The organism is Pseudomonas sp. R37(2017) (assembly GCF_002113375.1).
Lineage (GTDB): Bacteria > Pseudomonadota > Gammaproteobacteria > Pseudomonadales > Pseudomonadaceae > Aquipseudomonas.
On sequence record NZ_NEHO01000003.1, the window covers coordinates 240,625 to 267,229 of the forward strand.

Here is a 26,605-nt window from a genome sequence, read left to right on the forward strand (position 1 = left end):
GACCGAGCAGGGCGCTCGGCTTTCCGTTACAATGCGCCACCGTGCCGACCCATGAGTCGGAAAGTTCAGCCGAGGTGCTCCATGGATATCATCGAAACGATTAAAGAGCAGATTGCCAACAACACCATTCTGCTTTACATGAAAGGCTCGCCGAATGCCCCGCAGTGCGGCTTCTCCGCAAAAGCCGCGCAGGCCGTGATGGCTTGTGGCGAAAAGTTCGCGTACGTGGACATCCTGCAGAACCCGGAAATCCGCGCCAACCTGCCAAAATACGCCAACTGGCCGACCTTCCCACAACTGTGGGTTGCCGGTGAGCTGGTCGGCGGTAGCGATATCATGATTGAGATGGCTGCTGACGGTTCGCTGCAGAGCCTGATCAAGGACGCTGCTGCAAAAGCTGCTGCTCCAAAGACCGAAGCCTGATTACGTTTCTCTGTAGGAGCGAGCAGGCTCGCGATGGACGTCAACGATGACGCTGGCTGCCTGATGCCCCGAGGTGTCTGGTCCACCATCGCGAGCGTGCCGCAAGCGGGCACCCGCTCCTACAGGTACAGCGCAGGCAATAAAAAGCCCCGCCACTCGATAGAGGGCGGGGCTTTTTATTATGTCGAGATTAATGGCGCAGAACTTACTCGTCGTCGCCCATTTGCGATTGCAGGTAGTTCTCGATACCGATCTTGTCGATCAGGCCCAACTGGGTTTCCAGCCAGTCGATATGTTCTTCTTCGGACTCGAGAATATCTTCAAGCAGTTCACGGCTACCGAAGTCGCCAACTGTTTCGCAATGAGCGATGGCGGCTTTCAGGTCGGCGTGGCCGGTTCTTTCGATTTTCAGGTCGCACTCAAGCATTTCCTTGGTGTGCTCGCCGATCAGCAGCTTGCCCAGGTCCTGGACGTTGGGAATTCCCTCGAGGAACAGGATGCGCTTGATCAGCTTGTCCGCGTGCTTCATCTCGTCGATGGATTCGTGGTACTCGTGCTTGCCGAGTTTGTTCAGGCCCCAATCTTCATACATGCGCGCATGCAGGAAATATTGATTGATCGCGACCAGCTCATTGGCAAGGATCTTGTTGAGATGCTGGATGACTGTAATGTCGCCTTTCATGATGGGGTCCTGCCCTGTGCTAGCTGTCAATACAACAGAGTTTGAGCCGCGTAATTGTTAGTGTCAAACCTAAGTTATTGAAACTTATATGAAAATTAATCGGAATAAGAATGTTTGTGTTCCGCGTCTAGAGCATAACCAGTTGATTTTCAGACATAAAAAAACCGGACATATGTCCGGTTCTTTGAAATTCGAAATTCAAGCGGCTGTAAATTCTGCTGGATATGGAATTGCAGCCTGGGCCGTTTGCAATTTGGTCAGGGTCTCGCGGACCACTTCCTTGGCGAGGCAGGCACATTTGCCGCATTGGCTGGCAACGCCGGTGGCCACACGGACTTCCTTGTAGCTGCAGCATCCTTCATAGATCGCATCGCGGATTTGACCGTCGGTGACGCCAGTGCAGAGGCAAACATACATAAGGAAGGACCGTCGCTGATTTTGACTCGATTGCGATGGATCTTAATGTTAACGAGAATGATTGTCAAAGTGGTTTCAGAGCACTTTTCGTCATAAGTGCGGATGGCTGACGAACGGTCTGCCTGGCAAGTCGGTGATGCAAAACCGTCGTGGATTTCATCGTTCAGGGAAAAAAACAGCTAAGCCAGCTCAAACACGCGGTGTATGATGTTCGGTCTTTGCGACCGGGGATCGTGTCACAGGGCTGTCGCCTCAGGGTGGCAGGCTGATGCGAACCCTGTCATTCACGCTATTACACCAGGAGATATCCAATGAGCGTACTCGTAGGCAAACAAGCCCCTGACTTCACCGTACCGGCCGTACTCGGCAATGGCGAGATCGTTGACAGCTTCACCCTGTCTTCGGCGATCAAAGGCAAATACGGCCTGGTGTTCTTCTACCCACTGGACTTCACCTTCGTTTGCCCGTCCGAGCTGATCGCTCTGGACAACCGCATGTCCGAGTTCAAGGCACGCAACGTTGAAGTGGTCGCCGTGTCGATCGACTCGCACTTCACCCACAACGCCTGGCGCAACACCCCGGTCAACAATGGTGGTATCGGCGAAGTTCGTTACACCATGGCTGCCGACATCAAGCAGGAAATCATGAAGGCCTACGACGTTCAGTCCGCTGACGGTGTGGCTTTCCGTGGCGCGTTCCTGATCGACGACAAAGGTGTTGTCCGCTCGCAGATCATCAACGACCTGCCGCTGGGTCGTAACATGGAAGAGCTGCTGCGTCTGGTCGACGCTCTGCAATTCCACGAAGAGCACGGCGAAGTTTGCCCTGCCAACTGGAAGAAAGGCGACAAAGGCATGAACGCTTCGCCTGAAGGCGTTGCGGCTTACCTGACCGAGCACGCTGCCGCTCTGTAAGGCGCACGCTCCGGCTGTAAAAGCAGGTACAAAAAAACCGGCCTTCGCGGCCGGTTTTTTTATGCGTTGGATTCTGACCCTGTAGGAGCGAGCATGCTCGCGATGCGGGGTGTCAGGCTCCCTGCGTTATCGCTGACGACCATCGAGCGTGCTCGTTCCTGCAGAAAATCATCAATCGTCGAAGTCTTCCCAGCCACCCATCTGTTTCCAGCGATTGACGATGCCGCAAAACAGCTCGGCGGTCTTCTCGGTATCGTAGCGGGCCGAGTGGGCCTCACGACCATCGAAGTCGATGTCTGCTGCCTGGCAGGCCTTGGCCAGCACGGTTTGACCGTAGGCCAGGCCAGCGAGCGTAGCGGTATCGAAACTGGAGAACGGATGGAACGGATTGCGCTTCATGTCCAGTCGCGCAACCGCTGCATTCAGGAAACCCAGGTCGAAGCTGCTGTTATGCCCGACCAGGATCGCCCGTTTGCAGCCATTGGCCTTGAGGGCCTTGCGCACGCCGCGGAAGATATCGTTCAGGGCAGACTCTTCGCTCACGGCCATGCGCAGCGGGTGATCGAGCTTGATCCCGGTGAACTCCAGGGCGGCCGCTTCGATGTTCGCGCCTTCGAATGGTTCGACACGGAAGAAGTAGGTGTGATCCGGGTAGACAAAACCCTTTTCATCCATGGCGATGGTGGTCGCGGCGATTTCCAGCAAGGCATCGGTGGCCGAGTTGAAGCCACCGGTCTCTACGTCGACGACAACCGGCAGGTAACCACGAAACCGTGCGGCCATGGGATGACGAGAACCGCCGCCGCCACCTTGACCTTCCAGTTCGTCGTCGAAATGGTCTTCACTCACGCGTGTTCCTCCAGCAGGCGCCAGCGCAGTTTTTCACCGGCGCGCAGCGGGACAACGGTCAGCTCGCCGAAGGGCAGGCTGGCAGGGGCGGTCCATTCTTCGCGGACCAGGGTGATGCGATCGGTGTTGGCCGGCAGACCATAGAACCGAGGGCCGTTGAGGCTGGCGAAGGCCTCGAGCTTGTCCAGCGCATTGCGCTGTTCGAAGGCTTCGGCATACATCTCGATCGCCGCATAAGCGGTGTAGCAACCAGCACAACCGCAGGCCGCTTCCTTGGCGTGCCGGGCGTGGGGCGCCGAGTCGGTGCCGAGGAAGAACTTTTCGCTGCCGCTGGTGGCGGCGTCGAGCAGGGCTTCCTGGTGGGTGTTGCGCTTGAGGATCGGCAGGCAATAGAAGTGCGGCCGAATCCCGCCCACCAGCATGTGGTTGCGGTTGTACAGCAGGTGATGCGCTGTGATGGTCGCGCCGACGTTGGCCGAAGCCGAGTTGACGAACTGCACGGCGTCTGCGGTGGTGATGTGTTCGAAGACCACCTTGAGGGTCGGGAAACGTTCGACCACACGGCGCATGTGCTCATCGATGAAGATTTTTTCGCGGTCGAACACGTCGACATCGCCACGGGTGACTTCACCGTGGATCAACAGGGGCATCCCGACTTCGGCCATGGCCTCGAGCGCAGGGAAGATCTTGTCGATGCTGGTGACGCCAGAGTCCGAGTTGGTGGTCGCGCCGGCCGGGTACAGCTTGGCGGCATGCACGAATCCGGTGGCCTTGGCCTCGCGAATCTCTTCAGGCTGGGTGCGGTCGGTCAAGTACAGGACCATCAGCGGCTCGAACGGGCTGCCGGCCGGGCGGGCAGCGAGAATCCGCTGGCGATAGCCGTCGGCTTCGGCCGCGTTGCGCACCGGTGGAACCAGGTTGGGCATGATGATGGCGCGGCCAAAGGTGCGCGCGACATCCGCGACGGTATTGGTCAGCACGGCACCATCGCGAAGATGAATGTGCCAGTCGTCGGGACGCAGCAGGGTCAGGCGGTCGGACATGAGGGGATTCCAGGCGGGTCAAACTCAAGGGAATGCTACCGGAAAAGACTCTTGCAGGCACTCGCTATCAAGTTTTGCCGGAAGCTTCCGATATCCAACAGGTATGCCGTAAACATCTGTGTGTCGGTCTTTTTGTTGTAGAAGCCAGTGGAGCCCCCCGTGCGCCAGCGTTATTTAGCCTTGCTCAGTGTGTTTGCCAGCCTTCCCGCGATGGCGCTCACTTTCCAGACGCGTCTGGAGAACATTGAGTGGACGGTCGAAGGCGACAAGTTCGAATGCCGCCTGGCGCAGCCGATTACCGACTTCGGTTCGGGCGAGTTCGTACGCAAGGCCGGTGAGCAGGCAACGTTTCGCCTGAAAGCCTATAACCCGATGATGGGCGGCGGTTCGGCGACCTTGCTGGCCGCAGCGGCACCGTGGCAACCGGGGCGTGACGATATCAACCTGGGAACGGTGAGAATCGGCAGCGGCAACGTCCTGTTCAACAGTTCACAGGTTCAGGCTGGACGCCTGATCAGTGGCCTGATGGACGGTCGCAGCCCGGTGGTTCGCCATTCCTCGGGGGATGGTCGGGTATCGGAAGTGCGATTGCTGCCGGTCAGGTTCACCAAGGCATATGCCGACTACCAGGGGTGCGTGGCGAAACTGTTGCCACAGAATTTCGAACAGGTGAAGCAATCCGAAATAGGCTTCCCCGGCGGCGGAATCGAACTCGACAGCGCTGCAAAAGCCAAACTGCAGGTGATGCTGGAGTACATGAAGGCCGATCCGACGGTCAATCACATCGAACTTGACGGTCATTCCGACAATAGCGGCAACCGCCTGACCAACCGAGACCTGTCGCGGCGCCGAGCCCTGGCTGTGATGGAGTTCTTCAAGGCCAACGGCATCCAGGAGTCGCAAATCACCGTGCGTTTCCATGGCGAACGTTATCCGCTGGCGCCTAACACCAGCAATGCCAACCGCGCGAAGAACCGTCGTGTGGCGGTACGCCTTGAGCGCGGAGCGCCGGCGGAGCAAGTCGCCCCGCAAGCGACGAAAGCGGCCACGTCGGCAACTTCCTGACTTGGCGGTCATCGTCGCCCTCTCGACATAATCTGTCGCTTCGTCGTCATAAGCTGTCGCCCCACTGTAAATTATTCTGCATGAGCGGTAGACTTCCCGGCTTTCCGTAGAACCCCGTGGAGTGATGGCATGGCGGACGTAAACAAGGTCGTTCTGGCGTATTCCGGCGGCCTGGACACTTCGGTGATCCTCAAGTGGCTGCAGGATACTTATAACTGTGAAGTGGTGACCTTCACCGCTGACCTGGGGCAGGGCGAAGAGGTCGAGCCTGCACGCGCCAAAGCTCAGGCCATGGGCGTCAAAGAGGTCTACATCGACGACTTGCGCGAAGAGTTCGTGCGCGATTTCGTTTTCCCGATGTTCCGCGCCAACACCGTTTACGAAGGCGAGTACCTGCTGGGTACCTCCATCGCTCGTCCGTTGATCGCCAAGCGTCTGATCGAAATCGCCAACGAAACAGGCGCTGACGCCATTTCCCATGGTGCCACCGGCAAGGGTAACGACCAGGTTCGTTTCGAACTGGGTGCGTACGCCTTGAAGCCTGGCGTGAAAGTGATCGCTCCGTGGCGCGAATGGGACCTGCTGTCCCGTGAAAAGCTGATGGATTACGCCGATAAGCACGCGATCCCGATCGAGCGCCATGGCAAGAAGAAATCCCCGTACTCCATGGATGCCAACCTGCTGCACATCTCCTATGAAGGCGGCGTGCTGGAAGACACCTGGACCGAGCACGAAGAAGACATGTGGCGCTGGACCGTCTCCCCGGAGAACGCTCCCGACAAGCCGCAGTACCTGGAACTGACCTACCGCAACGGCGACATCGTCGCACTGGACGGCGTCGAAATGACTCCAGCTACCGTGCTGGCGACCCTGAACCGTATCGGTGGCGAACATGGTATCGGTCGTCTGGACATCGTCGAGAACCGTTACGTGGGCATGAAGTCCCGTGGCTGCTACGAAACGCCTGGCGGTACCATCATGCTGCGCGCCCACCGTGCGATCGAATCGATCACACTGGACCGTGAAGTGGCTCACCTCAAAGACGAGCTGATGCCCAAGTACGCCAGCCTGATCTACACCGGTTACTGGTGGAGCCCCGAGCGTCTGATGCTGCAACAGATGATCGATGCGTCCCAGGTCAATGTGAACGGCGTAGTGCGCCTGAAACTGTACAAGGGCAATGTGATCGTCACTGGCCGCAAGTCCGACGATTCGTTGTTCGACGCCAACATTGCTACCTTCGAAGAAGATGGCGGCGCGTACAACCAGGCGGATGCAGCGGGCTTCATCAAGCTCAACGCCTTGCGCATGCGCATTGCGGCGAACAAAGGCCGGAAGCTGTTCTGAGGCCTTTGAGTCGCTGATGGATGCCTGATCTCGTCCAGGACGAGGTCAGGCACCTGAAAACGGGGGGATGCCTGTTCCTGCGTTGTCTGTTGTTTTCGTTTGCGCTGACGATTTCCTGTCTTTTTTCCTTCCTGTGGCCTTTCTGTTCTACGTATTGTTGTTTGCCGGTTGTCCGGCTTGATCAATGACCGTCAACCTGTGCGAGTCCGGGTCGTAGGCAAGGCAAATGGCGGAGCTGCGCTTCCTGGTCTGCTGTGAATGTTTGAGCGCACTGGCTTTCAGTAAAGTCTCCGAAATGGCGCAAGTGACAAATAAAATCACGTACGCCGTCTTTTCCCGTGGCCTCTGGATTTTCTCCAGCAGCGCCCCAAATTCGATTTCCTGGCTCATCCTGCGTATATCAACGATGCACAGGTCTTTGACAAGTTCTGGTAACTGAAGTTGATGCTGCACAAGGACGGTGGAGTGCAGGCCAATCTCCCTGGGCGGATCCTGTGCGCCGCAGGGCGTCCGAGCTGACGGCTGGTCATTCCTGGACTCGGATGCCTTCCCGGAAGTCTTTTTTTCCGACCGCCCAGCATCATCCATGAGCTTCATGAAGTGTTTTCCCTTTTCAAAGTCGGAAGGCGCATACAGTGATTTGTAGTTGAAGTTCAGTGTCGCGAAAAAAAGTAAAAGCAAATAAAACGGAAAGCTGATCAGAAACCAGACGTAGATCCCTCTTTCTTCCTGGCCCAAAAAAGGTAGAGAAACAGCGGCCGAAGTTTCAGAGAGTGCTGCGAATATCGCGATAATGGTCATTGGGTTGGCAATCCGTTTTCTATCCTGTTCTGTGCTCATGTCGAATTTTCTTTTTTTGAATGGTTTATGAAGATTGGTTTATCGGTGGGTCGTTGTGGTGGGTTTTTCTGTTTGTCGCTCCTTTGTATTATGAGATTGATGGTGTTTTAATGATTGCCCAAAAAATATTATTTACTGTAAGAGTAAATGGATGCTTGTTGTGTGATATTTCTGGTGTGAGTGTTGATCGCGTAAGTAACTGTTACGTTTTAACGAGGTGGTAAGCGCTTATGTTTATCAGCCCGCAATCACTAAGGCTGGCTTCCGGAGTATTTTGGTTGTAAGTCGGTAGGGTCGATCGCTGGAAACTGCGACAACATGACACTGTTACAGTTTTCAACTCATTCCGTTCGACGGTTTTTTGTAGGAGAAATCCGTGTTGTTTGTAGGGGATGTCTCTTGGTGCGGGTGGGTGGAAGGGGCGACATGCCATGTGTGAAACGACTAGGCTATTGTGCGGGCTCTGAAAATTCGAACAGCGAAAATTGGACTTGCCCATGAATAAAGTGCTGATCGTGGATGATCACCCCGTCATTCGTCTTGCGGTACGTATGCTAATGGAGCGTCATGGCTACGAAGTTATTGCGGAAACCGATAATGGTGTGGATGCACTGCAACTGGCTCGTGAACTTGCGCCGGATATTGTCATTCTGGATATCGGAATTCCGAAGCTGGACGGATTGGAAGTCATCGCGCGTTTGTCTTCGACCTCAATGCCAATGAAAGTGCTGATCCTGACTTCCCAGGCGCCGGGGCATTTTTCCATGCGTTGCATGCAGTCCGGTGCGGCCGGCTATGTTTGCAAACAACAAGACTTGACGGAGTTGCTCAGTGCAATAAAGGCTGTGTTGTCAGGTTATAGTTACTTTCCCAATCAAGCCTTGCATACGGTGCGTTGCAGTTTGGGGAACGCCAGTGAGGCCGATATGGTTGATCGGTTGTCGGGGCGGGAAATGATGGTCCTGCAACAGTTGGCCAGAGGAAAGACCAATAAAGAGATTGCCGATGGCATGTTTCTCAGCAACAAAACAGTCAGTACTTACAAGACCCGCCTGTTGCTCAAGCTGAATGCGAGATCCCTGGTCGATTTGATCGAACTGGCACAACGCAATGGTCTGGTGTGATGAGGCAACTGTGCGACAAGGGGGGCAATCGGGGGAAGGCACATAAAAAAAGCCTCCGTTTCGGGAGGCTTTCAGGTGTCATAAGTCAAAATCGTAATCGGCCAATTGCTTTTGCAGTCGGCGCTCCTCCAGCAGATTGTCGATGGTGCGGCGTTTGCTCAGATTAGTTTTCGCTACTTCAACCACCGGTTCTGCGTCATCGGGTTCGGCGGTGGTGAAGTCGTCTTCTACGTCCAATTGCTCTTTGCCAGTACTCATTTAGTTACTCCAGGCTAAGAAGGCCTTTGGCGCTCCTTATATCGACAATCTCCCGGCGGGTAAAAAAGATTTTTTCAATCGATAATCGAATAAACCCAATAGCGCCTCAATCGTCGGAGGTTTTGTGCTTGTATTCGCACAAGTCTTCGATCCGGCAGCTTCCGCATCGCGGCTTGCGGGCCAGGCACACATAACGCCCGTGCAGGATCAGCCAGTGGTGCGAGTCGAGCAGGTACTCCCTGGGCACGAATTTCATCAGCTTTTTCTCGACTTCCACCACGTTTTTGCCGGGTGCAATGCCAGTCCGGTTACTGACTCTGAAAATATGCGTATCGACGGCCATGGTCAGCTGACGAAATGCGGTATTGAGTACCACATTGGCAGTTTTGCGGCCGACACCGGGCAGCGCTTCCAGCTCTTCACGGGTTTGTGGCACTTCGCCGGCGTGGCGCTCGACCAGCAGGCGGCAGGTTTCAATCACGTTTTTCGCTTTGCTGTTGTATAGACCGATGGTCTTGATGTATTCCGACAGTCCCTCGACCCCCAATGCATGGATCGCTGCCGGGGTATTGGCGACCGGGAACAGCCTGGCGGTGGCCTTGTTGACGCCCACATCGGTCGACTGCGCCGAGAGAATCACGGCAATCAGCAATTCGAACGGCGAGGAATAGGCCAGTTCGGTTTTCGGTTCCGGGTTGTCCTCGTGCAGTCTGCGGAAAATTTCCAGACGTTTTGCGGCATTCATGGGCGGTGCGTTTCCTCGAAGGCAATCAAAGTGTGGGCGCGGGGCGCCAGGCCCGCCAGGCGGCGATCAGCAGTCCGAGCAGAATGAATCCGCCGGGGACCAACGTGGCCAGGCGCAGACCGCCATCAGCTACCAGCACCCAGCCTTGCCAGTCAGTTTGTGTTGCGTCGATCAACCACGATAGATGGTTTCCAATTGTTCCATTGCCGATGAGCTCGCGCAGCAGGCCGAGCGCGATCAGCAGCGTGGCGAACAGGCCATTGAGTCGCAGACGTTGGCGCCAACCGTTCTGAAAGAACCCGGTTTGCTCCAGCACAACGCATTGCAAGGCGATCAGGGCGCCATAGAACCCTAGTTGTTGCTGCCATTGCAGCGACCAGGCTTGTGCCATGAGTTCCGTGCAACTGGTGAGCGTGGCGGCCAACAGGATGCTGGCCGCCAAGCGGGCCGTCGGGACCAGTCGGGATCGCAGGGCGCCCATGGCCAGGCTGAACAGCTGGGTCACCACCATGAACATCAGGCACAGGCCAAGCGCGGCCGTCAGCGACTGGGTGGCACCGATCAGCGGCGTCAGCATCAAGGTATTGCGCAGAGTCGATGAGTTATCCATGGGCAGGTTTTCCGAGCAGTTGTTGCCGGTGCTCATCGAAGTAGCGCAAGGCATCGTGGACGCCATTGATCACCGCTCTTGAGGTGATGGTTGCACCTGCGATCTGATCGAACTGCCCCTGGTCCTTTTTCAGCGCCCAGCCGCTGTCACCAGGTTCTGTTCGAGATTTGCCGGAAAAAATCTGCAGCCATGAATTGGGCCAGTCAGCGATCCGCGCTCCCAGCCCTGGTGTTTCCGACTGTTTGAGGGTTTTCACGCCCAGCAACCTGCCATTGGCATCGACAGCGATCATCAGGTCGATGGCACCGGCGTAGCCAATGGTCTGAATGCGCAGCAACACCGCGACAGGTTGATCGTCCCTGGTCGCCAGATAACCACCGAGCACAGTGCTGTTGGTCAGGGCAGTTGTTTCGAGCTTGATGGGGTGTTCGAGTGGTTGATTGTCGTAGCTGTCCGGCGCGATCAGGTCCAGCAGATTGCGGCTGTCGATCAGGCGCTGTTCGGCTGCAATGCGTGGCGCGCTGCCGAGTTGCACGAAGTACGTCACGCCAAGGCCAAGTGTGGCCAAAAGCACGAGAAGTGCGATGCTCGATGTCCGGTTCATGGCACCTCCGGCTGTTGTCTGGCTGCCACGAACCGCTCCAGTGTCGGTACGCACAGGTTCATCGCCAGCACGGCAAAGGCGATGCCGTCCGGATAGCCGCCCCAGGTACGAATGAAGTAAGTCAGGAGACCGACGCCGACGCCGAACAGAAGTTTTGCCCTGGGGCTTCTGGCACCGGATACCGGTTCGGTGATGATGAAGAACGCCCCCAGCATGGTCGCGCCGGTCAGCAGATGAAACAGCGGCGAGCCGTGGGAGTCGGAGCCCGAGCCGTTCCAGCACAGCAGGCTGATGATGAACAGACTGGCCAGCATGCCAACCGGGGCGTGCCAACTGATTACCCGTCGCTGCAAGAGAAGCATTCCGCCCGCCAGGAACGCCAGGTTCATCCACTCCACCCCGCGACCGCCGTAGTGGCCGAATGCCGGGTTGCCGGCAAACAGTTCATCCATGGTCAGGCTTTTATTGATCCGCAGACTATCCAGTGGTGTGGCCTGCACCCACGCATCCGGTGCTTGGCCGACACCGAACACCTGCTGCAATCCACTCAGCAAATCCATGCCATGGGGCGATGGCCAATGGGTCATGGGTTGCGGAAAAGTCACCAGCGCCAGAGCAAAACCGAGCATCGCCGGATTGAAGGGGTTCGAGCCGACGCCGCCATACAAGTGCTTTCCAAAGACCATCGCAAAAGCGGCAGCGCTGAGGGTCAGCCACCATGGGCAGTAAGGCGGCAGCGCCAGGGCCAGCAACGTTGCACTGACCAGCGCGCTGCCGTCACACAAGGTTGGCCCCAGCGGTCGCTTGCGCCATTGCACGATGGCGGCTTCGATGGCCAGCATGGCCAGGGCTGCCAGAACCAGGTTGATCAATACACCCCAGCCGTACAGCCAGAACGCCGCGAGCACTCCCGGTAGCGTGGCCAGCAGCACCAGCTTCATCGCTTGCTGCAGGCGAACATCGACTGCTTCAAGGGCCGGCATGGGCGTTCACCTGGCGTTCGGCCTCGCCGAGTGCGCGCTCCAGGGCTTCGATTTGCTCCGCCGGTGCTTCGTTGGCCTGAGCTTTCTTCAGTTCGGCACGGCGCATGGCCAACTGGATCTTGGCCCGTTTCAGGTCGGCATCATTTGACGACACCGTTGCCGACGTCGGCGCAGGGGGGGGCGGGGCGGCGCTTTCCAGTTGCGCCAGGTTTTTTTCGGCGGCTTCGAACTGCTGTTGCAGGACGATCAATTGCGACTGCTGTTCGAAGGTCGGCGGATGTCCGAAGGCCTTCAGCGATTTGTGCAGTTGCGCCCGACTCATCGCCATATCGATCTTGGCTTTTTTCAACGCGGCGTCGGCATTGGCGGCTTTCTGTGCGCGGACGCGCTCGAGGGCCGCCTGTACCGGGTCGGCTGTTGGCTCTGCGGGTTGCGCGGCGCGCTGTCGAGCCTGCCGCTCGGTGATTTTCTGTTGCTCCTCACGCTGCAAGCGGGCATTGCGTTGTTCGAAACGGCGCCGTGCGTGCTCGCGCTTGAGGGTGCGGGCCTCCCGCGCCTGCGGTGTGAAAGCCAGGCCCCCGACAACGGGCAGCACCGTGTTCGGCAGCAGTGGCCGCATTTCGATGCAGTCCACCGGGCAGGGTGCCACGCAGAGGTCGCAACCGGTGCACTCATCGATGATCACCGTGTGCATCAGCTTGGCCGCGCCGACGATGGCATCCACCGGGCAGGCCTGGATGCACTTGGTGCAACCAATGCACTCGGCTTCGCGGATGTAGGCGATCTGCGCAGGTGCAGAACCTCGGGTGATGTCCAGTTCCAGCACCGGCACCTTCAACAGTTCGGCCAGGGCGGCGATGGTTTCGTTGCCGCCGGGTGGGCACTTGTTGATCGGCTCACCGCTGGCGATGCCTTCGGCATACGGCTTGCACCCGGGGTGGCCGCATTTGCCGCATTGGGTTTGCGGCAAGAGTGCATCGATGAGTTGAATCAGACTCATGTTTTGATCAGTCCGCTGAATCCGAGAAAAACCACTGCGATCAGGCCGGCACCGATCAGGTCGATCGGCAAGCCGCGAAAGGGTAGTGGCACATCGTTGTCGGCCGTGCGCTCACGCAAATCCGTGAACAGGCTCAACACCAGCCAGAAGCCCAGCCCTGCACCCAGGCTCAAGGCTGTGGCGTGAAAGAAGCCCTTGTCTTCCTGAGCATTGAGCAAAGCCACGCCGAGCACGCCGGCATTGCCCAGCAGCAACAGCCAGAGACCTTCGAATGGCAGTGTCGAAAACACCCGTGCCAGCAACTTCAGCAACGGGCTGACCAGCAACACGCTCAATGGCAGAAACACGAACAGACGCAACGGCGTCAATTGCAGTGGCACCAGCAGCCATTGATAGAGCGCGTAGCCGAGCATACCCACGATCAGCATCAGGCAGGTCGTCGCAATACCCAAGGCATGGACCTGAGGGCGCTGGCCGGCCAACAGCGGATCGACGGCCAACGGCCAGTGCAACACAAGGTTGTTGATCAAGGCGGCGCTGATAAGCGTAAGCAGGATTTCGGTCATTGTTCGTGCCGGCAGGAACAGGGCTTTTTAGCGCAGTTGTCTAAAAAGAGTAGGCATTATCCGGCAAGGCGGGAGGGTGGGCCAGACATGAAAATCCCACAGCCGCGTCAGGCACGACTGTGGGATCGATTTGCTGCAGGCCTTACTTGATGCGCTGACCCGGCTTGGCGCCGCTGTCAGGGCTGAGCAAGTAGATTTCTTCTCCGCCAGGGCCGGCTGCCATCACCATGCCTTCGGAGATACCGAACTTCATTTTCCGTGGCTTGAGGTTGGCGATCATCATGGTCAGGCGGCCATCGAGCTTGGACGGGTCCGGGTAAGCGCTCTTGATACCGGAGAACACGTTGCGTTGCTCGTCACCGATGTCCAGGGTCAGGCGCAGCAGCTTGTCGGCGCCTTCCACGTGTTCAGCCTTGACGATCAGCGCGACGCGCAAATCGACTGCCGCGAAGGTGTCGAATTCGATTTCCGGCGACAGAGGATCCTTGGCCAGTTCGCCATTGCCGGCAGGTGCGGCTTCGCCGGTGTCGGTCTGGCTGGCGGTCAGGTCTTCCTTCGAAGCATCGGTCATGGCTTGCACTTTGACCGGGTCGATTCGGGTCATCAGCGGCTTGAACTCGTTCAACTGATGGTTGCCGAGCAAGGTCGCGTGGTCGTTCCAGGTCAGCGGCGCAACGTTCAGGAACGCCTCGGCGTCGGCGGCCAGCAGCGGCAGGACCGGTTTGAGGAAGATCACCAGCTGGCGGAACAGGTTGACGCCGGTGGCGCAGATGGCCTGGACTTCATCCTGTTTGCCTTCCTGTTTGTTCAGCGACCACGGCGCCTTGTCGGCGATCCAGGCGTTGGCGCGGTCGGCCAGGCCCATGATCTCGCGCATGGCGCGGGCGAAGTCGCGGGCTTCATAAGCGTCGGCAATGCTCGGCGCAGCAGCCAGGAAGGCTTCGGTCAGTTCCGGCGCGGCGTTGGTGTCGACCATCACGCCAGCATTGCCCTTGTTGATGAAACCGGCGCAACGGCTGGCGATGTTGACGACTTTGCCCACCAGGTCGGAGTTGACCTTCTGCACGAAGTCTTCGAGGTTCAGGTCGAGGTCATCGACACCGCGGCCCAGCTTGGCCGCGTAGTAGTAGCGCAGGTATTCCGGCGACAGGTGTTCCAGGTAGGTGCGGGCCTTGATGAACGTGCCGCGGGACTTGGACATCTTCTGGCCGTTGACGGTCAGGTAACCGTGCACGTTGATCCCGGTGGGCTTGCGGTAGCCCGCGCCTTCGAGCATGGCTGGCCAGAACAGGGCGTGGAAGTTGACGATGTCCTTGCCGATGAAGTGATACAGCTCGGCGGTGGAGTCCTTGCCCCAGAACGCGTCGAAGTCCAGCTCCGGCGTGCGGTTGCACAGGTTCTTGAAGCTGGCCATGTAGCCGATCGGCGCATCCAGCCAGACATAGAAGTACTTGCCCGGTTCGTCGGGAATTTCGAAGCCGAAGTACGGCGCATCGCGGGAGATGTCCCACTGTTGCAGGCCGGAATCCAGCCATTCGGCGATCTTGTTGGCCACGGCATCTTGCAGGGTGCCGCTGCGGGTCCAGGTCTGCAGCATTTGCTGGAAGTCTGGCAGCTTGAAGAAGAAGTGCTGGGAATCCTTGAGCACCGGGGTGGCACCGGAGATCGCCGATTTCGGATCCTTCAGGTCGGTTGGCGCGTAGGTTGCGCCGCATTTTTCGCAGTTGTCGCCGTACTGGTCTTCGGTGCCGCATTTCGGGCAGGTGCCCTTGATGAAGCGGTCGGCCAGGAACATTTTCTTTTCCGGGTCGAAATACTGGGTGATCGAGCGCGTGGCAATGTGCCCGGCGTCACGCAGCTTCAGGTAGATCTGGCTCGACAGCTCACGGTTTTCTTCGGCGTGAGTGGAGTGGAAGTTGTCGAAGTCCACCAGGAAGTCGGCAAAGTCGGCGCTGTGTTCAGCCTGGACGTTGGCGATCAGTTGTTCCGGGGTGATGCCTTCCTTTTCCGCGCGCAGCATGATCGCCGAACCGTGGGCGTCGTCGGCGCAGACATAGATGCATTGATTGCCGCGGTGCTTCTGGAAGCGCACCCACATATCGGTCTGGATGTATTCCAGCATATGGCCGAGGTGAATCGAACCATTGGCATAGGGCAGGGCGCTGGTGACGAGGATCTTGCGTGGCTCGGACATGGGGCTCGGCTACTTGATGAAACGGAGGTCGGCCACTATAAAGCGCTGGCGCATATTTTTCACCCTGTGAGCCTGTTTCATTGGATGAGTAACGGGTCGATGCCATCTTTTGAGCATCCCGCCGAGCGCTCGGAACGGGTACGATACCCGATATCTTTTCCAGTCCTGTTTTCGGAGTTGCCCATGAGCGCCGTCAATCGCGCAGCGGTGGAAGCCGTCCTTCGCCAATACACCGACCCTTACCTGAACCAGGACCCGGTCAGCGCCGGGTGCGTGCGCAATATCGAGATCCAGGGCGACCGCGTCAGCGTCCAGCTAGAGCTGGGTTACGCCGCCGGTCTGTTCAAGAGTGGCTGGGCTCAGATGCTGGAAATGGCCATTCAGGGGTTGGACGGGGTGGCAAGCGCCCGCGTCGAGATCACCAGCGTGATCGCTGCGCACAAGGCCCAGGCACAGATTCCGGGGCTTGCCAACGTCAAGAACGTGGTAGCCGTGGCCTCCGGCAAGGGCGGCGTGGGCAAGTCCACCACGGCGGCCAACCTGGCCCTGGCCCTGGCCCGTGAAGGCGCCAGGGTCGGGATTCTGGATGCGGACATCTACGGCCCGAGCCAGGGCATCATGTTCGGTATCCCCGAGCGCACCCGTCCCGAGGTCAAGGATCAGAAGTGGTTCGTTCCGCTCAAGTCCCATGGCGTCGAAGTGATGTCCATGGCCTTCCTCACCGATGACAACACACCGATGGTCTGGCGTGGTCCGATGGTCTCCGGTGCCTTGCTGCAACTGGTAACGCAAACCGCATGGGGCGACCTGGATTACCTGGTCATCGATATGCCGCCGGGCACCGGTGACATCCAGTTGACCCTGGCGCAGAAAGTGCCTGTGGCCGGTGCAGTCATCGTTACCACCCCGCAGGACCTGGCATTGCTGGACGCGCGCAAGGGCGTGGAAATGTTCCGCAAGGTCAACATTCCGGTGCTTGGCGTGGTGGAAAACATGGCCGTGCACATCTGCTCGAACTGCGGCCATGCCGAGCATCTGTTCGGTGAGGGTGGTGGCGTGAAGCTGGCCAGCCAGTATGGCGTCGAGTTGCTGGCCTCGTTGCCGCTGTCGATGGCGATCCGCGAGCAGGCCGATGGTGGCAAGCCAACGGTGATCGCCGAGCCTGACAGCCCGATCGCCCTGGTTTACCAGGAGCTGGCGCGCCATGTCGGTGCGCGGATCGTATTGCAGGAAGCGTTGACGCCGGCGATGCCGAACATCAGCGTCAGCGACGATTGAGGGTGTGAACGCAATCGCCCTGTAGGAGCGAGCAAGCTCGCGATAGCGGCACTTCAGTCAACGAATCTGTTGAATGATAATCCGTCATCGCGAGCTTGCTTGCTCCTACAGGAGTCGTTTTGTGGGGGCTTTAGATACGCAGCCCGCCATCCATCTCCAGGATCCGGCCGGTGTAATAGTCGTTCTCGAAGATGTACGCCGCCGAATGGGCGATTTCCTCCGGCTTGCCCATGCGCTTGAGCGGAATGCCGGCGGTCATTTTCTCCAGGGCTTCAGGCTTCATGCCCAGGGTCATTTCGGTTTCGATGAAGCCCGGCGCAATGCCGGCGACGCGAATACCGTAGCGCGCCAGTTCCTTGGCCCAGGTCACGGTAGCCGCCGCGACCCCGGCCTTGGCCGCCGAGTAGTTGGTCTGGCCGACGTTGCCGGCGCGGGAAATCGACGAGATATTGATAATCGCGCCGCTGTTTTCCAGCTCGACCATTTTCGCCGCGACTTCGCGGGTGCACAGGAACACGCCAGTCAGGTTGACGTCGATCACGGCCTGCCACTGGGCCAGGCTCATCTTGGTCATTTCACCATCCTTGACCTTGAGCAACAGGCCGTCGCGCAGAATCCCGGCATTGTTGATCAAGCCGTGGATCGCACCGAAATCTTCGGCGACCTGGGCCACCATGTGGGTCACTTGCTCTTCATTGGCGACGTTGCACAGGTAGGCGCGGGCTTCGACGCCCTTGGCCTTGCAGGCCGCGACGGCGGCGTCGAGTTTTTCCTGATTGAGGTCGACCAGTGCGAGCTTCGCGCCCTTGCTGGCGAAATACTCGGCCATGGAGCGACCTAAACCCTGGCAACCGCCAGTGATAATGATTACTTTGTCAGTGAGTTGCATTCGCATGCCCCCGGTAGCAGGTCTGAGTGGTTTACTTGTGGAGGGCCTCTCGATCTGCGCCTGACATGGCCCGGCTGCACATGAGATCTGCCCCCCGATGCGTGCTGGGGTTTTCACCAGCAGCTTGTCCGTTTTGTGACGGATTCTATTTAAGGAGTCATAAATTGAGCGTTGAAGCGGCTAAGCATGCACGAGAATTGCTTCTCAAGGAATACCGTGGTGTGCTCTCGACACACTCCAAGTCGATGCCCGGTTTTCCGTTCGGCTCCGTGGTTCCGTACTGTCTGGACGAGCTGGGCCGACCGCTGATCCTGATCAGCCGCATCGCCCAGCACACGCATAACCTGCAAAAAGATCCGAAGTGCTCGCTCTTTGTCGGTGAGCGTGGAGCTGAAGATGTCCAGGCCGTTGGTCGACTGACATACCTGGCCGAAGCGCATCAGATAGAAGACGAAGCCGCCATTGAGGCCGCCTCCGAGCGTTATTACCGCTATTTCCCGGAGTCGCAGGGTTATCACCAGGCTCACGATTTCGATTTCTGGGTGCTCAAGCCTGTACGCCATCGCTATATCGGCGGTTTTGGCGCGATTCACTGGGTCAACGAGCTGACCCTGGCCAACCCGTTCGCCGGCAAGGCCGAGGTGAGCATGGTCGAGCACATGAATGCCGATCATGCCAAAGCCATTGCCCACTACGTGGACCTGGCGGGCCTGCCGAAAACTTCACCGGCGCAGATGGTCGGTATCGACACCGAAGGCATGCACCTGCGTATTGGTCAAAGCCTGTACTGGTTGCCGTTTCAAGCGCCTTGTAATACCCCGACACAAGTCCGCGAAGCCTTGGTTTCTCTGGCTCACGCCGAACATTGGCCGAAAAATGAAGTGACCGACGCTTGAATTCACGAAACGGCGACGTCATCTAATGTGAACTGGCAAGGCATTCTTGCGTTGAGGAACCATTTGATGCGCCCTTTTTTGTTGCTCTTTCTGCTGTTTCCGGTGTTGGAGCTGTTCGTATTCGTCAAGGTGGCAGGGGCTATCGGGTTTTTCCCGGCCCTGCTGCTGATCATTCTCGGCTCGATGTTCGGCGTGTTCGTGCTGCGTATCGCCGGCCTGGCCACGGCCCTGCGTGCCCGTGAAAGCCTGAGCCGCGGCGAACTGCCGGCCCAGACCATGCTCGAGGGCCTGATGCTGGCATTGGCAGGCGGTCTGTTGATTCTTCCGGGCTTTATCAGCGATGTGATCGGTCTGTTCCTGTTGCTGCCGTTCAGTCGCCGTCTGTTGGCGGGCAAAATGCGCCAGCGCGCCGAAGAGCAGGCCATGCGTCAGCGAGCGTTCGCCGACGACCTGCAGGCACGCGGCGGCCCAGCCCCGCGCGAGCCACTGGGGCGTGAACCGACCGTGATCGAAGGCGAGTTTGAACACCGCGACACCAAGTAATACCAGGCAACACACGGCACCTTGGGGTGCCGTGTTCGTTTGCGGAGTCTCGATCTGAAAAATTTTCGATCCCGCCCTTGTAATAAGCTTGTGCGCCCTTATGTAACGGTCACCGCAAGGTTTCTGGCAATCACGCCAGACAGACTTCCGCGGTTCGCTTGACGAACCGCAACCGGCACCGCCGGCCTTTGTTAAACCCGCCGGGACAACACCGGCCGATGAAAACCACAATTAGGAGAGATCGACAATGAAGCTTCGTCCTCTGCATGACCGCGTCGTCATCCGTCGCAGCGAAGAAGAAAAGAAAACCGCTGGCGGTATCGTCCTGCCAGGTTCGGCTGCTGAAAAAGCCAACAGCGGCGAAATCCTCGCTGTAGGCACCGGCCGCGTACTGGACAACGGTGAAGTGCGTGCACTGTCCGTGAAAGTGGGCGACAAGGTTGTGTTCGGTCCTTACTCCGGCAGCAACACTGTGAAAGTCGACGGCGAAGACCTGCTGGTAATGAGCGAGAACGAAATCCTCGCTGTTATCGAAGGCTGATTACCCGCTCATTTTCCCGCTACTTCAAAGTATTTAAGGAATATCGATCATGGCTGCTAAAGAAGTTAAATTCGGCGATTCCGCCCGCAAGAAAATGCTCACCGGTGTCAACGTCCTGGCTGACGCAGTAAAAGCGACCCTGGGCCCGAAAGGCCGTAACGTGATCATCGAGAAGAGCTTCGGCGCTCCGACCATCACCAAGGACGGCGTTTCCGTAGCCAAAGAAATCGAACTGGAAGACCGTTTCGAAAACATGGGCGCGCAGCTGGTCAAAGACGTTGCCTCCCGTGCCAACGATGACGCGGGCGACGGCACCACCACCGCTACCGTTCTGGCTCAATCGATCGTCAACGAAGGCCTGAAAGCCGTCGCTGCCGGCATGAACCCGATGGACCTCAAGCGTGGTATCGACAAAGCGACCATCGCTATCGTCAAGGAATTGAAAGCCCTGTCCAAGCCTTGCGCCGACACCAAGGCAATCGCTCAGGTAGGCACCATCTCCGCCAACTCCGACAACTCCATCGGCGACATCATTGCCGAAGCCATGGAAAAGGTCGGTAAAGAAGGCGTGATCACCGTTGAAGAAGGCTCGGGCCTGGAAAACGAACTGTCGGTTGTCGAAGGCATGCAGTTCGACCGTGGCTACCTGTCCCCGTACTTCGTCAACAAGCCGGACACCATGGTTGCCGAGCTCGACGGCCCACTGATCCTGCTGGTCGACAAGAAAATCTCGAACATCCGCGAAATGCTGCCAGTACTGGAAGCCGTTGCCAAAGCCGGCCGTCCACTGCTGATCGTGGCCGAAGACGTTGAAGGCGAAGCCCTGGCGACTCTGGTTGTGAACAACATGCGTGGCATCGTTAAAGTCGCAGCCGTCAAGGCTCCAGGCTTCGGCGACCGTCGCAAGGCCATGTTGCAGGACATCGCTGTTCTGACCGGCGGTACCGTAATCTCCGAAGAGATCGGCCTGAGCCTGGAAAGCACCACCCTGGAGCACCTGGGTAACGCCAAGCGCGTCACCCTGTCCAAGGAAAACACCATCATCGTTGACGGTGCTGGCGTACAAGGCGACATCGAAGCACGTATCGCCCAGATCCGCGCCCAGGTTGCCGAGACTTCCTCGGACTACGACCGTGAAAAACTGCAAGAGCGTCTGGCCAAGCTGTCCGGCGGCGTTGCAGTGATCAAGGTCGGCGCTGGTTCCGAAGTTGAAATGAAAGAGAAGAAAGCCCGCGTTGAAGACGCCCTGCACGCTACCCGTGCAGCCGTTGAAGAAGGCGTGGTGCCTGGCGGTGGCGTGGCCCTGATCCGTTCCCTGCAAGCTATCTCCGAGCTCAAGGGCGACAACGCTGACCAGGACGTTGGTATTTCGGTTCTCAAGCGTGCCGTCGAAGCTCCGCTGCGTCAGATCTCCGCCAACAGCGGTGACGAGCCAAGCGTTGTGGTCAACGAAGTCAAGAACGGCAAAGGTAACTTCGGTTACAACGCTGCTTCTGGCGAATACGGCGACATGATCGAAATGGGCATCCTGGACCCAACCAAGGTAACCCGTTCGGCGCTGCAGGCAGCCGCTTCGATTGCCGGTCTGTTGCTGACCACCGACGTTGCGATCGCTGATGCACCGAAGAAAGATGCTCCAGCTGGCGGCGGCATGCCAGACATGGGCGGCATGGGTGGCATGGGCGGCATGATGTAAGCCAGCCTTACCCTTGTACGAAAAAACCCCGCCTGCGCAAGCAGGCGGGGTTTTTTATTGCCTTCATTTTGGGGTTGGCTGGAGATCGCGTCGCGCCCATCGCGGGCAAGCCACGCACCCACAGAATCTGCATCGCCTCTGTGGGAGCGTGGCTTGCCCGCGATGACGTCAGGTCAGGCGCTGAGCGGATCCGCGTTGACCGCTCGCTCAGTCTTCATCATCGGTCGATACAGGATGTAGTAATACGACCCCAGGCAAATCAGCCAGCAGAACACTGCCGTCCACACGTTGTGCGAGAAGAAGTGTGCACCCTGCAACATCCTCCCGATGGAGAACACCGAGCCGAGGGCAAAGGCGAAGACCAACGCTGCACGAGCCATGCGTGGACGACGGTCACGCAAGACGAAAAACAGGGCAAACAGGGTGAAACCGGTGGCCGCATGGCCGCCGGGCCAGCAACGACCAGGCTTTTCGGTGTGCGGGCGCGGGCTCAACAGTTCGCTGTAGGTCTCGTGGCCGCCGAACTGCTCAAGGCTCCAGGGACACTGCACCGCGGTCACCGCTTTCATCGGCGTGACAAAGGAAGTCGCCAGGCCCAGGGTCAGCACCAGGCAACCCAGTTCACGCTTGATTGGTTTGAGTTTGGCCATGAAAAACGAGGCGATGTAGCCGAAGATGGCAAGCACCGAAAAGGCGATGACCACTTGCTTGGCGCGATCGTGCAGGATGTCCTCGAGGAAGTAACTGTGGCGTCCGATGAATTCCCCGGCGACCGGGTCGTAAAACAGCTTGGCCAGGTCCATGTCCAGGCTGGTCAATTCGAGCAATACCAGAACGATCGCCGCAATGGCGGGGACGCCCAGACACACCCAGAAGTTGAGCGGGCGAGGGGCAGGGCGGACAGCGGTTGATGACATGGTGGATCCTGAACAAAGGAAAAACCCCGGGGCATCGGCCCGGGGCGGTTCGGTTAACGTTCGCCGACTTGACCGGCACCCTCCTTGGGCGCCTTCCAGCCAAGCAGCTGTTGCTTGAAGCCATAACTGGCGGTTTGGTAATAGGTGATTGCACGGGTAATCAGCGGGTCATCGGCGCTGGAGCGGGATTCGCGGCTTTCGGTCAGCGCTTCATCGTGACGACGCAAGCCCTGGCGAGGGCTCAAGATCGCCAGGTCCTTGCCGTCGAACAACCCCAGGTGCTGATAGTTGCCGACCACCACCCGTGGTGGCAGCGGGTTATCTTGCAACAGGTTACGTCCAAAGAATGTCGATTCATAATCCAGATTGAGCAGGCCGAGCAACGTCGGTGCCAGGTCGATCTGGCTGGCCAACTGTGCGGTTTCCCGAGCCTCGATCAGCTTGGGTGCATAGATGAACAGCGGGATCTGATAGTTGGCGATAGGCAAGTCTTCCTTGCCGGCGCTGCCTGCGGTGTGGTCGGCGACAAAGACGAAGATTGTATTGTCAAACCAGGGTTTTTGACGCGCCTGATCAAGGAACTGACCAATGGCGTAGTCGGTGTATTTCACTGCGCCGTCACGGCCGTTGCCGGACTTGATGTCGATCCGGTTGTCCGGATAGGTGTAAGGACGATGGTTGGACGTCGTCATCAGTTGCAGCAGGAATGGCTGTTGCCTGGCGTAGTCGGCATCGGCCAGTTTCAGTGTCTGCTTGTAGAGATCTTCGTCTGCCATGCCCCAGGCATTCTTGAAGTGAATCTCCGACTCCTCGACGCTGCTCTGGTCCACGATGCGGTACCCGTTACCGCTGAAGAACGCATTCATGTTGTCGAAGTAACCGCGCCCGCCGTAAACAAATACGCTGTCGTAACCCACGGCATTGAGTTGCTGGCCAAGGCTGGCAAAGCCGCTTTCACGACCCACGCGCTTGACGATCGAGCGGCCTGGCGTCGGCGGAATCGACAGGGTGATGGCTTCCAGGCCGCGGTCGGTGCGGGTGCCGGTGGCGTAGAAATTGTTGAAATACAGGCTCTGCTTGCGCAGGGCATCAAGATTGGGGGTCAGGTTACGGGTGTCACCGTTGCTGCCCATGTACTTGGCGCTCAAGCTTTCAATGGTGACCAGCACGATATTGGGCTTGCGCAGCGCGCCCGGGTTATCGATCTGTCGGCGTATGTCCTGCGGGTCCTCACCCACGAAGCGGGCATTGGGTTCTGCCAGTTCAGCGCGAATCTGCTGGGCAACCACGGCCGGCGGCAGTGTGCTGTAGAACTGCGGGTAGTCCAGTTCGTTATTACGGAATGCCGCGAAGAATTGATAAGGGCCATTGCTCGCCAGTTCATTCTGATAGGCATTGCCGCCTTGGGCGCGCGGGGCATCCTGGCTGAGCAATTGCAAGCTCAGGCCGGCGGCGATCAACAAGCCGAGTGCATTGAGCAAGCGGCCACGCAGCGGCGGCAATGGCGCATCGAGCGCAGCGATGAAAGCTTTACGCAATGCGAAACTCAGGGCCACGGCCAGCACGGCGAGAATGCTCAGCAGCGTGCCGATCGGGTAGGACTCCAGCAGGTTGTTCAGTACTTCGTCGGAATACACCAGATAGTCGACGGCGATGAAGTTGAAGCGAACGCCGAATTCATCCCAGAACAGCCACTCGGCCACCGATGTGAACAACATCGCAAACAGACTGACCGTCAACAGACCTTGAAGAAACCAGCGGTGCCCACGGCTGCGCCATAAGGCCGGCGGGCACAGCAACAGGTAGAGACCCATGGGCAGTGCCGCATAGGCAATGAAACCCAGATCGTATAGCAAGCCGATGCCGAAGACCGACACGAAGCCGCTTCCGGCCTCATCGAGGTGCGTGAGGAGAAGGACCGTTCGAGTCAGAAAAAACAATGCCAGCCAGGTGCCGGTCACCAGCAGCAAATAACGCATGGGCGCTGTCTTCAAAGAGTCCATTTTCTATATTCCTTATTATCAATCGCGTGACAGTCTCTATCGACCGCCGTAGTCAGCGTGTGAATCGATAGTGAAAAACTTGTCAATCTTACCTTGTGGTTGAACGAATTGATCCATCCAAAGCTTGCCCCTAGTCGTGAGCCACGCTTGGCCTTAAGCTGCGCGGGCCACGACGGCCGTTACTGTGAACGGAGAGACACCCATGCGAATTCTATTGGTTGAAGACAACCGCGATATCCTGGCCAACCTGGCCGATTACCTGGGGCTCAAAGGCTATACCGTGGATTGCGCGCAGGATGGTTTGTCTGGCCTGCATCTGGCGGCCACCGAGCATTACGATTTGATCGTACTCGATATCATGTTGCCCGGCATCGACGGCTATACCCTGTGCAAGCGCCTGCGCGAAGACGCCCGCCGCGAAACGCCGGTGATCATGCTCACGGCCCGTGATCAACTGGATGACCGCCTGCAAGGCTTCAAGTCCGGTGCCGATGACTATCTGATCAAACCGTTTGCCCTGTCTGAGCTGGCAGCGCGTATCGAAGCGGTCATGCGTCGTACCCAGGGTGGCGGGCGGCGGACCTTGCAGGTCGGCGATCTGAGCTATGACCTCGACACCCTGGAAGTCACCCGCGAAGGACGGTTGCTCAAGCTCAACCCCGTCGGCCTGAAGTTGTTGGCGGTGCTGATGCAGAAAAGCCCCCATGTGTTGCGTCGTGAAATTCTTGAAGAGGCCCTGTGGGGCGATGACTGTCCGGACAGCGACAGCCTGCGCAGCCATGTCCACCAACTGCGCCAGGTAATCGACAAGCCGTTCGCCAAGCCGTTGTTGCAGACCGTGCACGGTGTGGGGTATCGCTTGGCCGAGGGGCGTGATGGAGTTTAAGCAGAGCCTTTCCCAACGCATCATCATCGCCTTTGCGCTGATGAGCGTACTGGTGGCGGGTGCCTTTGCCATGGGCATCGTGGCAACCGTGCACCTGGTTGAGGAAAAACTGATTTCGGCGGGCCTGGGCGGCGATTTGCAGCGCCTGTTGCTGATGGACAATGTCACGGACTGGAGCCATCGACCCGAACCGGACCAATTGTTCTACTTCAGCAGCGGTCCGGGGGATTTCAGGTTGCCCAAGGACCTGCGGCACCTGGAGCCGGGTTTCCATGAAGTGTTCCGTGAAAACCTGTCGTACCACGCCATGGTCGAAATCGTCGACGGCCGGCGGTACGTGCTGTTGCAGGATCAGAGTGACTTTGAGGAACGTGAGCGGGTGCTGTTTGCGGTGGTGCTGGTGGGCTTCGTGCTCAGCCTGGCGCTTGCGGTGTTTCTCGGCTGGGTCCTGGCTCGCAAGGTGATGGCTCCGGTGGTACGCCTGGCCCGCCAGGTACGCCATCGCGATCAACTGCTGGGGTTGGCTCCTCCTTTGGCCCCGGACTATGCCGCTGACGAAGTGGGCGAACTGGCCGTGGCTTTCGATGCCACCCTCGGGCGCTTGCGTCAGGCCCTGACCCGCGAGCGGTTGTTCACCAGCGATGTCAGCCACGAATTGCGTACTCCCCTGATGATATTGGCCAGCTCATGCGAGCTGTTGCTGGAAAACCCGGGCATCGATCAGCGCGGCCGCGCCCAGGTCGAGCGCATCGCCCGGGCCTGTGAAGAAATGCGTGAACTGGTCCAAACCTTCCTGATGCTGGCCCGCGCCCAGCGCGAAGACGCCAGCATGTCGCCGCAGCAGTCTCTGGGCCAGGTGGCCGAGGGCCTGCTGAATCTGTGGCGCGAGCCTATTGAAAGCAAAGGGTTGAAGCTGATCTTCGAGCCGGGAAATCCTGAGGGCAAGGGCTACAACGCCACGCTCTTGCATGCGGTGATGGGGAACTTGCTGCGCAATGCCTTGCATTACACCGAACAGGGCTTCATCCGCCTGACCCTGACGGGCACAGGCTTTCTGATAGAAGACAGTGGCGTGGGCATTCCCGAGGACAAACGCGAGGCGATGTTCGAGCCGTTCGTTCGTGGCACTGAAAAGCGCGGGGAAGGCCTGGGGCTTGGGCTTTCACTGGTACAACGGATCTGTGAAAACCAGGGCTGGAGCGTCAGCCTGACAACCGTGGAGCCCAATGGCTGCCGTTTTCAGGTGGATCTGTCCCGAACTTGAGCTATTGAGCCAAGCGTCCGGAAACCCT

General features: G+C 58.4%; 28 protein-coding genes. 12 read left to right on the plus strand and 16 right to left on the minus strand.

Annotation, left to right across the window (positions count from 1 at the left end):
• The first annotated feature begins 81 nt into the window (after window positions 1-81).
• Window positions 82-423 (plus strand): Grx4 family monothiol glutaredoxin, encoded by a 342-nt coding sequence (gene grxD / locus CAG47_RS06890; RefSeq protein WP_085724157.1) that lies wholly within the window; start codon window positions 82-84, stop codon window positions 421-423.
• A 205-nt stretch (window positions 424-628) separates the two neighbouring features.
• Here grxD and bfr read toward each other — a convergent pair whose 3' ends face one another.
• Together bfr and CAG47_RS06900 are read right to left on the minus strand one after the other, a co-directional pair.
• A complete protein-coding gene (bfr, locus tag CAG47_RS06895; protein WP_085724158.1) occupies window positions 629-1,105 on the minus strand; it encodes a bacterioferritin in 477 nt (158 codons plus the stop codon).
• A 198-nt stretch (window positions 1,106-1,303) separates the two neighbouring features.
• A complete protein-coding gene (locus CAG47_RS06900) occupies window positions 1,304-1,522 on the minus strand; it encodes a bacterioferritin-associated ferredoxin (protein ID WP_007985869.1) in 219 nt (72 codons plus the stop codon).
• A 311-nt stretch (window positions 1,523-1,833) separates the two neighbouring features.
• On the opposite strand from CAG47_RS06900, the gene CAG47_RS06905 reads away from it, so the two are divergent.
• Window positions 1,834-2,436, plus strand: a complete 603-nt coding sequence (locus CAG47_RS06905) for a peroxiredoxin (RefSeq protein WP_007971324.1) — start codon at window positions 1,834-1,836, stop codon at window positions 2,434-2,436.
• 171 nt (window positions 2,437-2,607) lie between these two features.
• Here CAG47_RS06905 and rnt read toward each other — a convergent pair whose 3' ends face one another.
• Together rnt and pyrC are read right to left on the minus strand one after the other, a co-directional pair.
• Entirely contained in the window at window positions 2,608-3,285 is a 678-nt protein-coding gene (gene rnt / locus CAG47_RS06910) for a ribonuclease T (RefSeq protein ID WP_085724159.1), read from the minus strand.
• A complete protein-coding gene (gene pyrC, locus CAG47_RS06915; RefSeq protein ID WP_085724160.1) occupies window positions 3,282-4,328 on the minus strand; it encodes a dihydroorotase in 1,047 nt (348 codons plus the stop codon). Before pyrC ends, rnt begins: the two co-directional genes overlap by 4 nt.
• Window positions 4,329-4,487: 159 nt before the next feature.
• Here pyrC and CAG47_RS06920 point away from each other — a divergent pair, with 159 nt between their 5' ends.
• Both CAG47_RS06920 and CAG47_RS06925 read left to right on the plus strand, forming a co-directional pair.
• A complete protein-coding gene (locus tag CAG47_RS06920; protein WP_085724161.1) occupies window positions 4,488-5,393 on the plus strand; it encodes an OmpA family protein in 906 nt (301 codons plus the stop codon).
• A 129-nt stretch (window positions 5,394-5,522) separates the two neighbouring features.
• Entirely contained in the window at window positions 5,523-6,740 is a 1,218-nt protein-coding gene (locus CAG47_RS06925; RefSeq protein WP_085724162.1) for an argininosuccinate synthase, read from the plus strand.
• Between the two features lie 147 nt (window positions 6,741-6,887).
• Here CAG47_RS06925 and CAG47_RS06930 read toward each other — a convergent pair whose 3' ends face one another.
• Window positions 6,888-7,580 carry a hypothetical protein gene (locus CAG47_RS06930; protein WP_085724163.1) on the minus strand — a complete coding sequence of 231 codons (693 nt, stop codon included), beginning with the start codon at window positions 7,578-7,580 and terminating at the stop codon, window positions 6,888-6,890.
• Window positions 7,581-8,077: 497 nt separating this feature from the next.
• Between CAG47_RS06930 and CAG47_RS06935 the strand changes: the two genes are divergently transcribed.
• Entirely contained in the window at window positions 8,078-8,704 is a 627-nt protein-coding gene (locus tag CAG47_RS06935; protein WP_085724164.1) for a response regulator transcription factor, read from the plus strand.
• 78 nt (window positions 8,705-8,782) lie between these two features.
• On the opposite strand, the gene CAG47_RS06940 is transcribed toward CAG47_RS06935, so the two are convergent.
• From CAG47_RS06940 to metG, 8 genes are all read right to left on the minus strand, one after another.
• A complete protein-coding gene (locus tag CAG47_RS06940) occupies window positions 8,783-8,962 on the minus strand; it encodes a PA3496 family putative envelope integrity protein (RefSeq protein WP_085724165.1) in 180 nt (59 codons plus the stop codon).
• A 106-nt stretch (window positions 8,963-9,068) separates the two neighbouring features.
• Window positions 9,069-9,707 (minus strand): endonuclease III, encoded by a 639-nt coding sequence (gene nth, locus CAG47_RS06945; protein WP_008053529.1) that lies wholly within the window; start codon window positions 9,705-9,707, stop codon window positions 9,069-9,071.
• Window positions 9,708-9,732: 25 nt separating this feature from the next.
• Complete coding sequence (locus CAG47_RS06950; RefSeq protein ID WP_085724341.1) at window positions 9,733-10,317, minus strand: Rnf-Nqr domain containing protein; 585 nt, start codon at window positions 10,315-10,317, stop codon at window positions 9,733-9,735.
• Window positions 10,310-10,921 (minus strand): RnfABCDGE type electron transport complex subunit G, encoded by a 612-nt coding sequence (locus CAG47_RS06955; RefSeq protein WP_085724166.1) that lies wholly within the window; start codon window positions 10,919-10,921, stop codon window positions 10,310-10,312. The genes CAG47_RS06950 and CAG47_RS06955 overlap by 8 nt, the downstream gene beginning before the upstream one ends.
• Window positions 10,918-11,904, minus strand: coding sequence for an RnfABCDGE type electron transport complex subunit D (locus tag CAG47_RS06960; protein WP_085724167.1), 987 nt, complete (start codon window positions 11,902-11,904; stop codon window positions 10,918-10,920). Before CAG47_RS06960 ends, CAG47_RS06955 begins: the two co-directional genes overlap by 4 nt.
• Complete coding sequence (gene rsxB, locus CAG47_RS06965) at window positions 11,891-12,904, minus strand: electron transport complex subunit RsxB (protein WP_085724168.1); 1,014 nt, start codon at window positions 12,902-12,904, stop codon at window positions 11,891-11,893. Before rsxB ends, CAG47_RS06960 begins: the two co-directional genes overlap by 14 nt.
• A complete protein-coding gene (locus CAG47_RS06970; RefSeq protein ID WP_085724169.1) occupies window positions 12,901-13,470 on the minus strand; it encodes an Rnf-Nqr domain containing protein in 570 nt (189 codons plus the stop codon). Before CAG47_RS06970 ends, rsxB begins: the two co-directional genes overlap by 4 nt.
• Window positions 13,471-13,612: 142 nt before the next feature.
• Window positions 13,613-15,664, minus strand: coding sequence for a methionine--tRNA ligase (metG, locus tag CAG47_RS06975; protein ID WP_085724170.1), 2,052 nt, complete (start codon window positions 15,662-15,664; stop codon window positions 13,613-13,615).
• Window positions 15,665-15,847: 183 nt separating this feature from the next.
• Between metG and apbC the strand changes: the two genes are divergently transcribed.
• Window positions 15,848-16,942, plus strand: a complete 1,095-nt coding sequence (gene apbC / locus CAG47_RS06980; RefSeq protein WP_085724171.1) for an iron-sulfur cluster carrier protein ApbC — start codon at window positions 15,848-15,850, stop codon at window positions 16,940-16,942.
• Between the two features lie 130 nt (window positions 16,943-17,072).
• Here the strand turns inward: apbC and CAG47_RS06985 are convergent, their stop codons facing one another.
• Complete coding sequence (locus CAG47_RS06985; RefSeq protein ID WP_085724172.1) at window positions 17,073-17,831, minus strand: SDR family oxidoreductase; 759 nt, start codon at window positions 17,829-17,831, stop codon at window positions 17,073-17,075.
• Between the two features lie 164 nt (window positions 17,832-17,995).
• On the opposite strand from CAG47_RS06985, the gene CAG47_RS06990 reads away from it, so the two are divergent.
• The 4 genes from CAG47_RS06990 (at window position 17,996) to groL (ending at window position 21,507) form a co-directional block, all read left to right on the plus strand.
• The gene (locus tag CAG47_RS06990; protein ID WP_085724173.1) at window positions 17,996-18,727 is read left to right on the plus strand and encodes a HugZ family protein; all 732 of its coding nucleotides are present in this window, start codon (window positions 17,996-17,998) and stop codon (window positions 18,725-18,727) included.
• Between the two features lie 66 nt (window positions 18,728-18,793).
• Window positions 18,794-19,270, plus strand: coding sequence for an FxsA family protein (locus tag CAG47_RS06995; protein ID WP_085724174.1), 477 nt, complete (start codon window positions 18,794-18,796; stop codon window positions 19,268-19,270).
• Between the two features lie 247 nt (window positions 19,271-19,517).
• Window positions 19,518-19,811, plus strand: coding sequence for a co-chaperone GroES (locus CAG47_RS07000; RefSeq protein ID WP_075945518.1), 294 nt, complete (start codon window positions 19,518-19,520; stop codon window positions 19,809-19,811).
• 49 nt (window positions 19,812-19,860) lie between these two features.
• Window positions 19,861-21,507: a chaperonin GroEL gene (groL, locus tag CAG47_RS07005; RefSeq protein ID WP_085724175.1), complete on the plus strand. Its 1,647-nt coding sequence runs from the start codon at window positions 19,861-19,863 to the stop codon at window positions 21,505-21,507.
• Between the two features lie 173 nt (window positions 21,508-21,680).
• On the opposite strand, the gene CAG47_RS07010 is transcribed toward groL, so the two are convergent.
• Window positions 21,681-22,424, minus strand: a complete 744-nt coding sequence (locus tag CAG47_RS07010; RefSeq protein ID WP_085724176.1) for a phosphatase PAP2 family protein — start codon at window positions 22,422-22,424, stop codon at window positions 21,681-21,683.
• 53 nt (window positions 22,425-22,477) lie between these two features.
• Window positions 22,478-24,427, minus strand: a complete 1,950-nt coding sequence (locus CAG47_RS07015) for an LTA synthase family protein (protein WP_085724177.1) — start codon at window positions 24,425-24,427, stop codon at window positions 22,478-22,480.
• Between the two features lie 202 nt (window positions 24,428-24,629).
• Here CAG47_RS07015 and colR point away from each other — a divergent pair, with 202 nt between their 5' ends.
• Both colR and CAG47_RS07025 read left to right on the plus strand, forming a co-directional pair.
• The gene (gene colR, locus CAG47_RS07020) at window positions 24,630-25,313 is read left to right on the plus strand and encodes a two-component system response regulator ColR (protein WP_007985839.1); all 684 of its coding nucleotides are present in this window, start codon (window positions 24,630-24,632) and stop codon (window positions 25,311-25,313) included.
• Complete coding sequence (locus CAG47_RS07025; RefSeq protein WP_085724178.1) at window positions 25,303-26,577, plus strand: HAMP domain-containing sensor histidine kinase; 1,275 nt, start codon at window positions 25,303-25,305, stop codon at window positions 26,575-26,577. The genes colR and CAG47_RS07025 overlap by 11 nt, the downstream gene beginning before the upstream one ends.
• The last annotated feature ends 28 nt before the right edge of the window (window positions 26,578-26,605 follow it).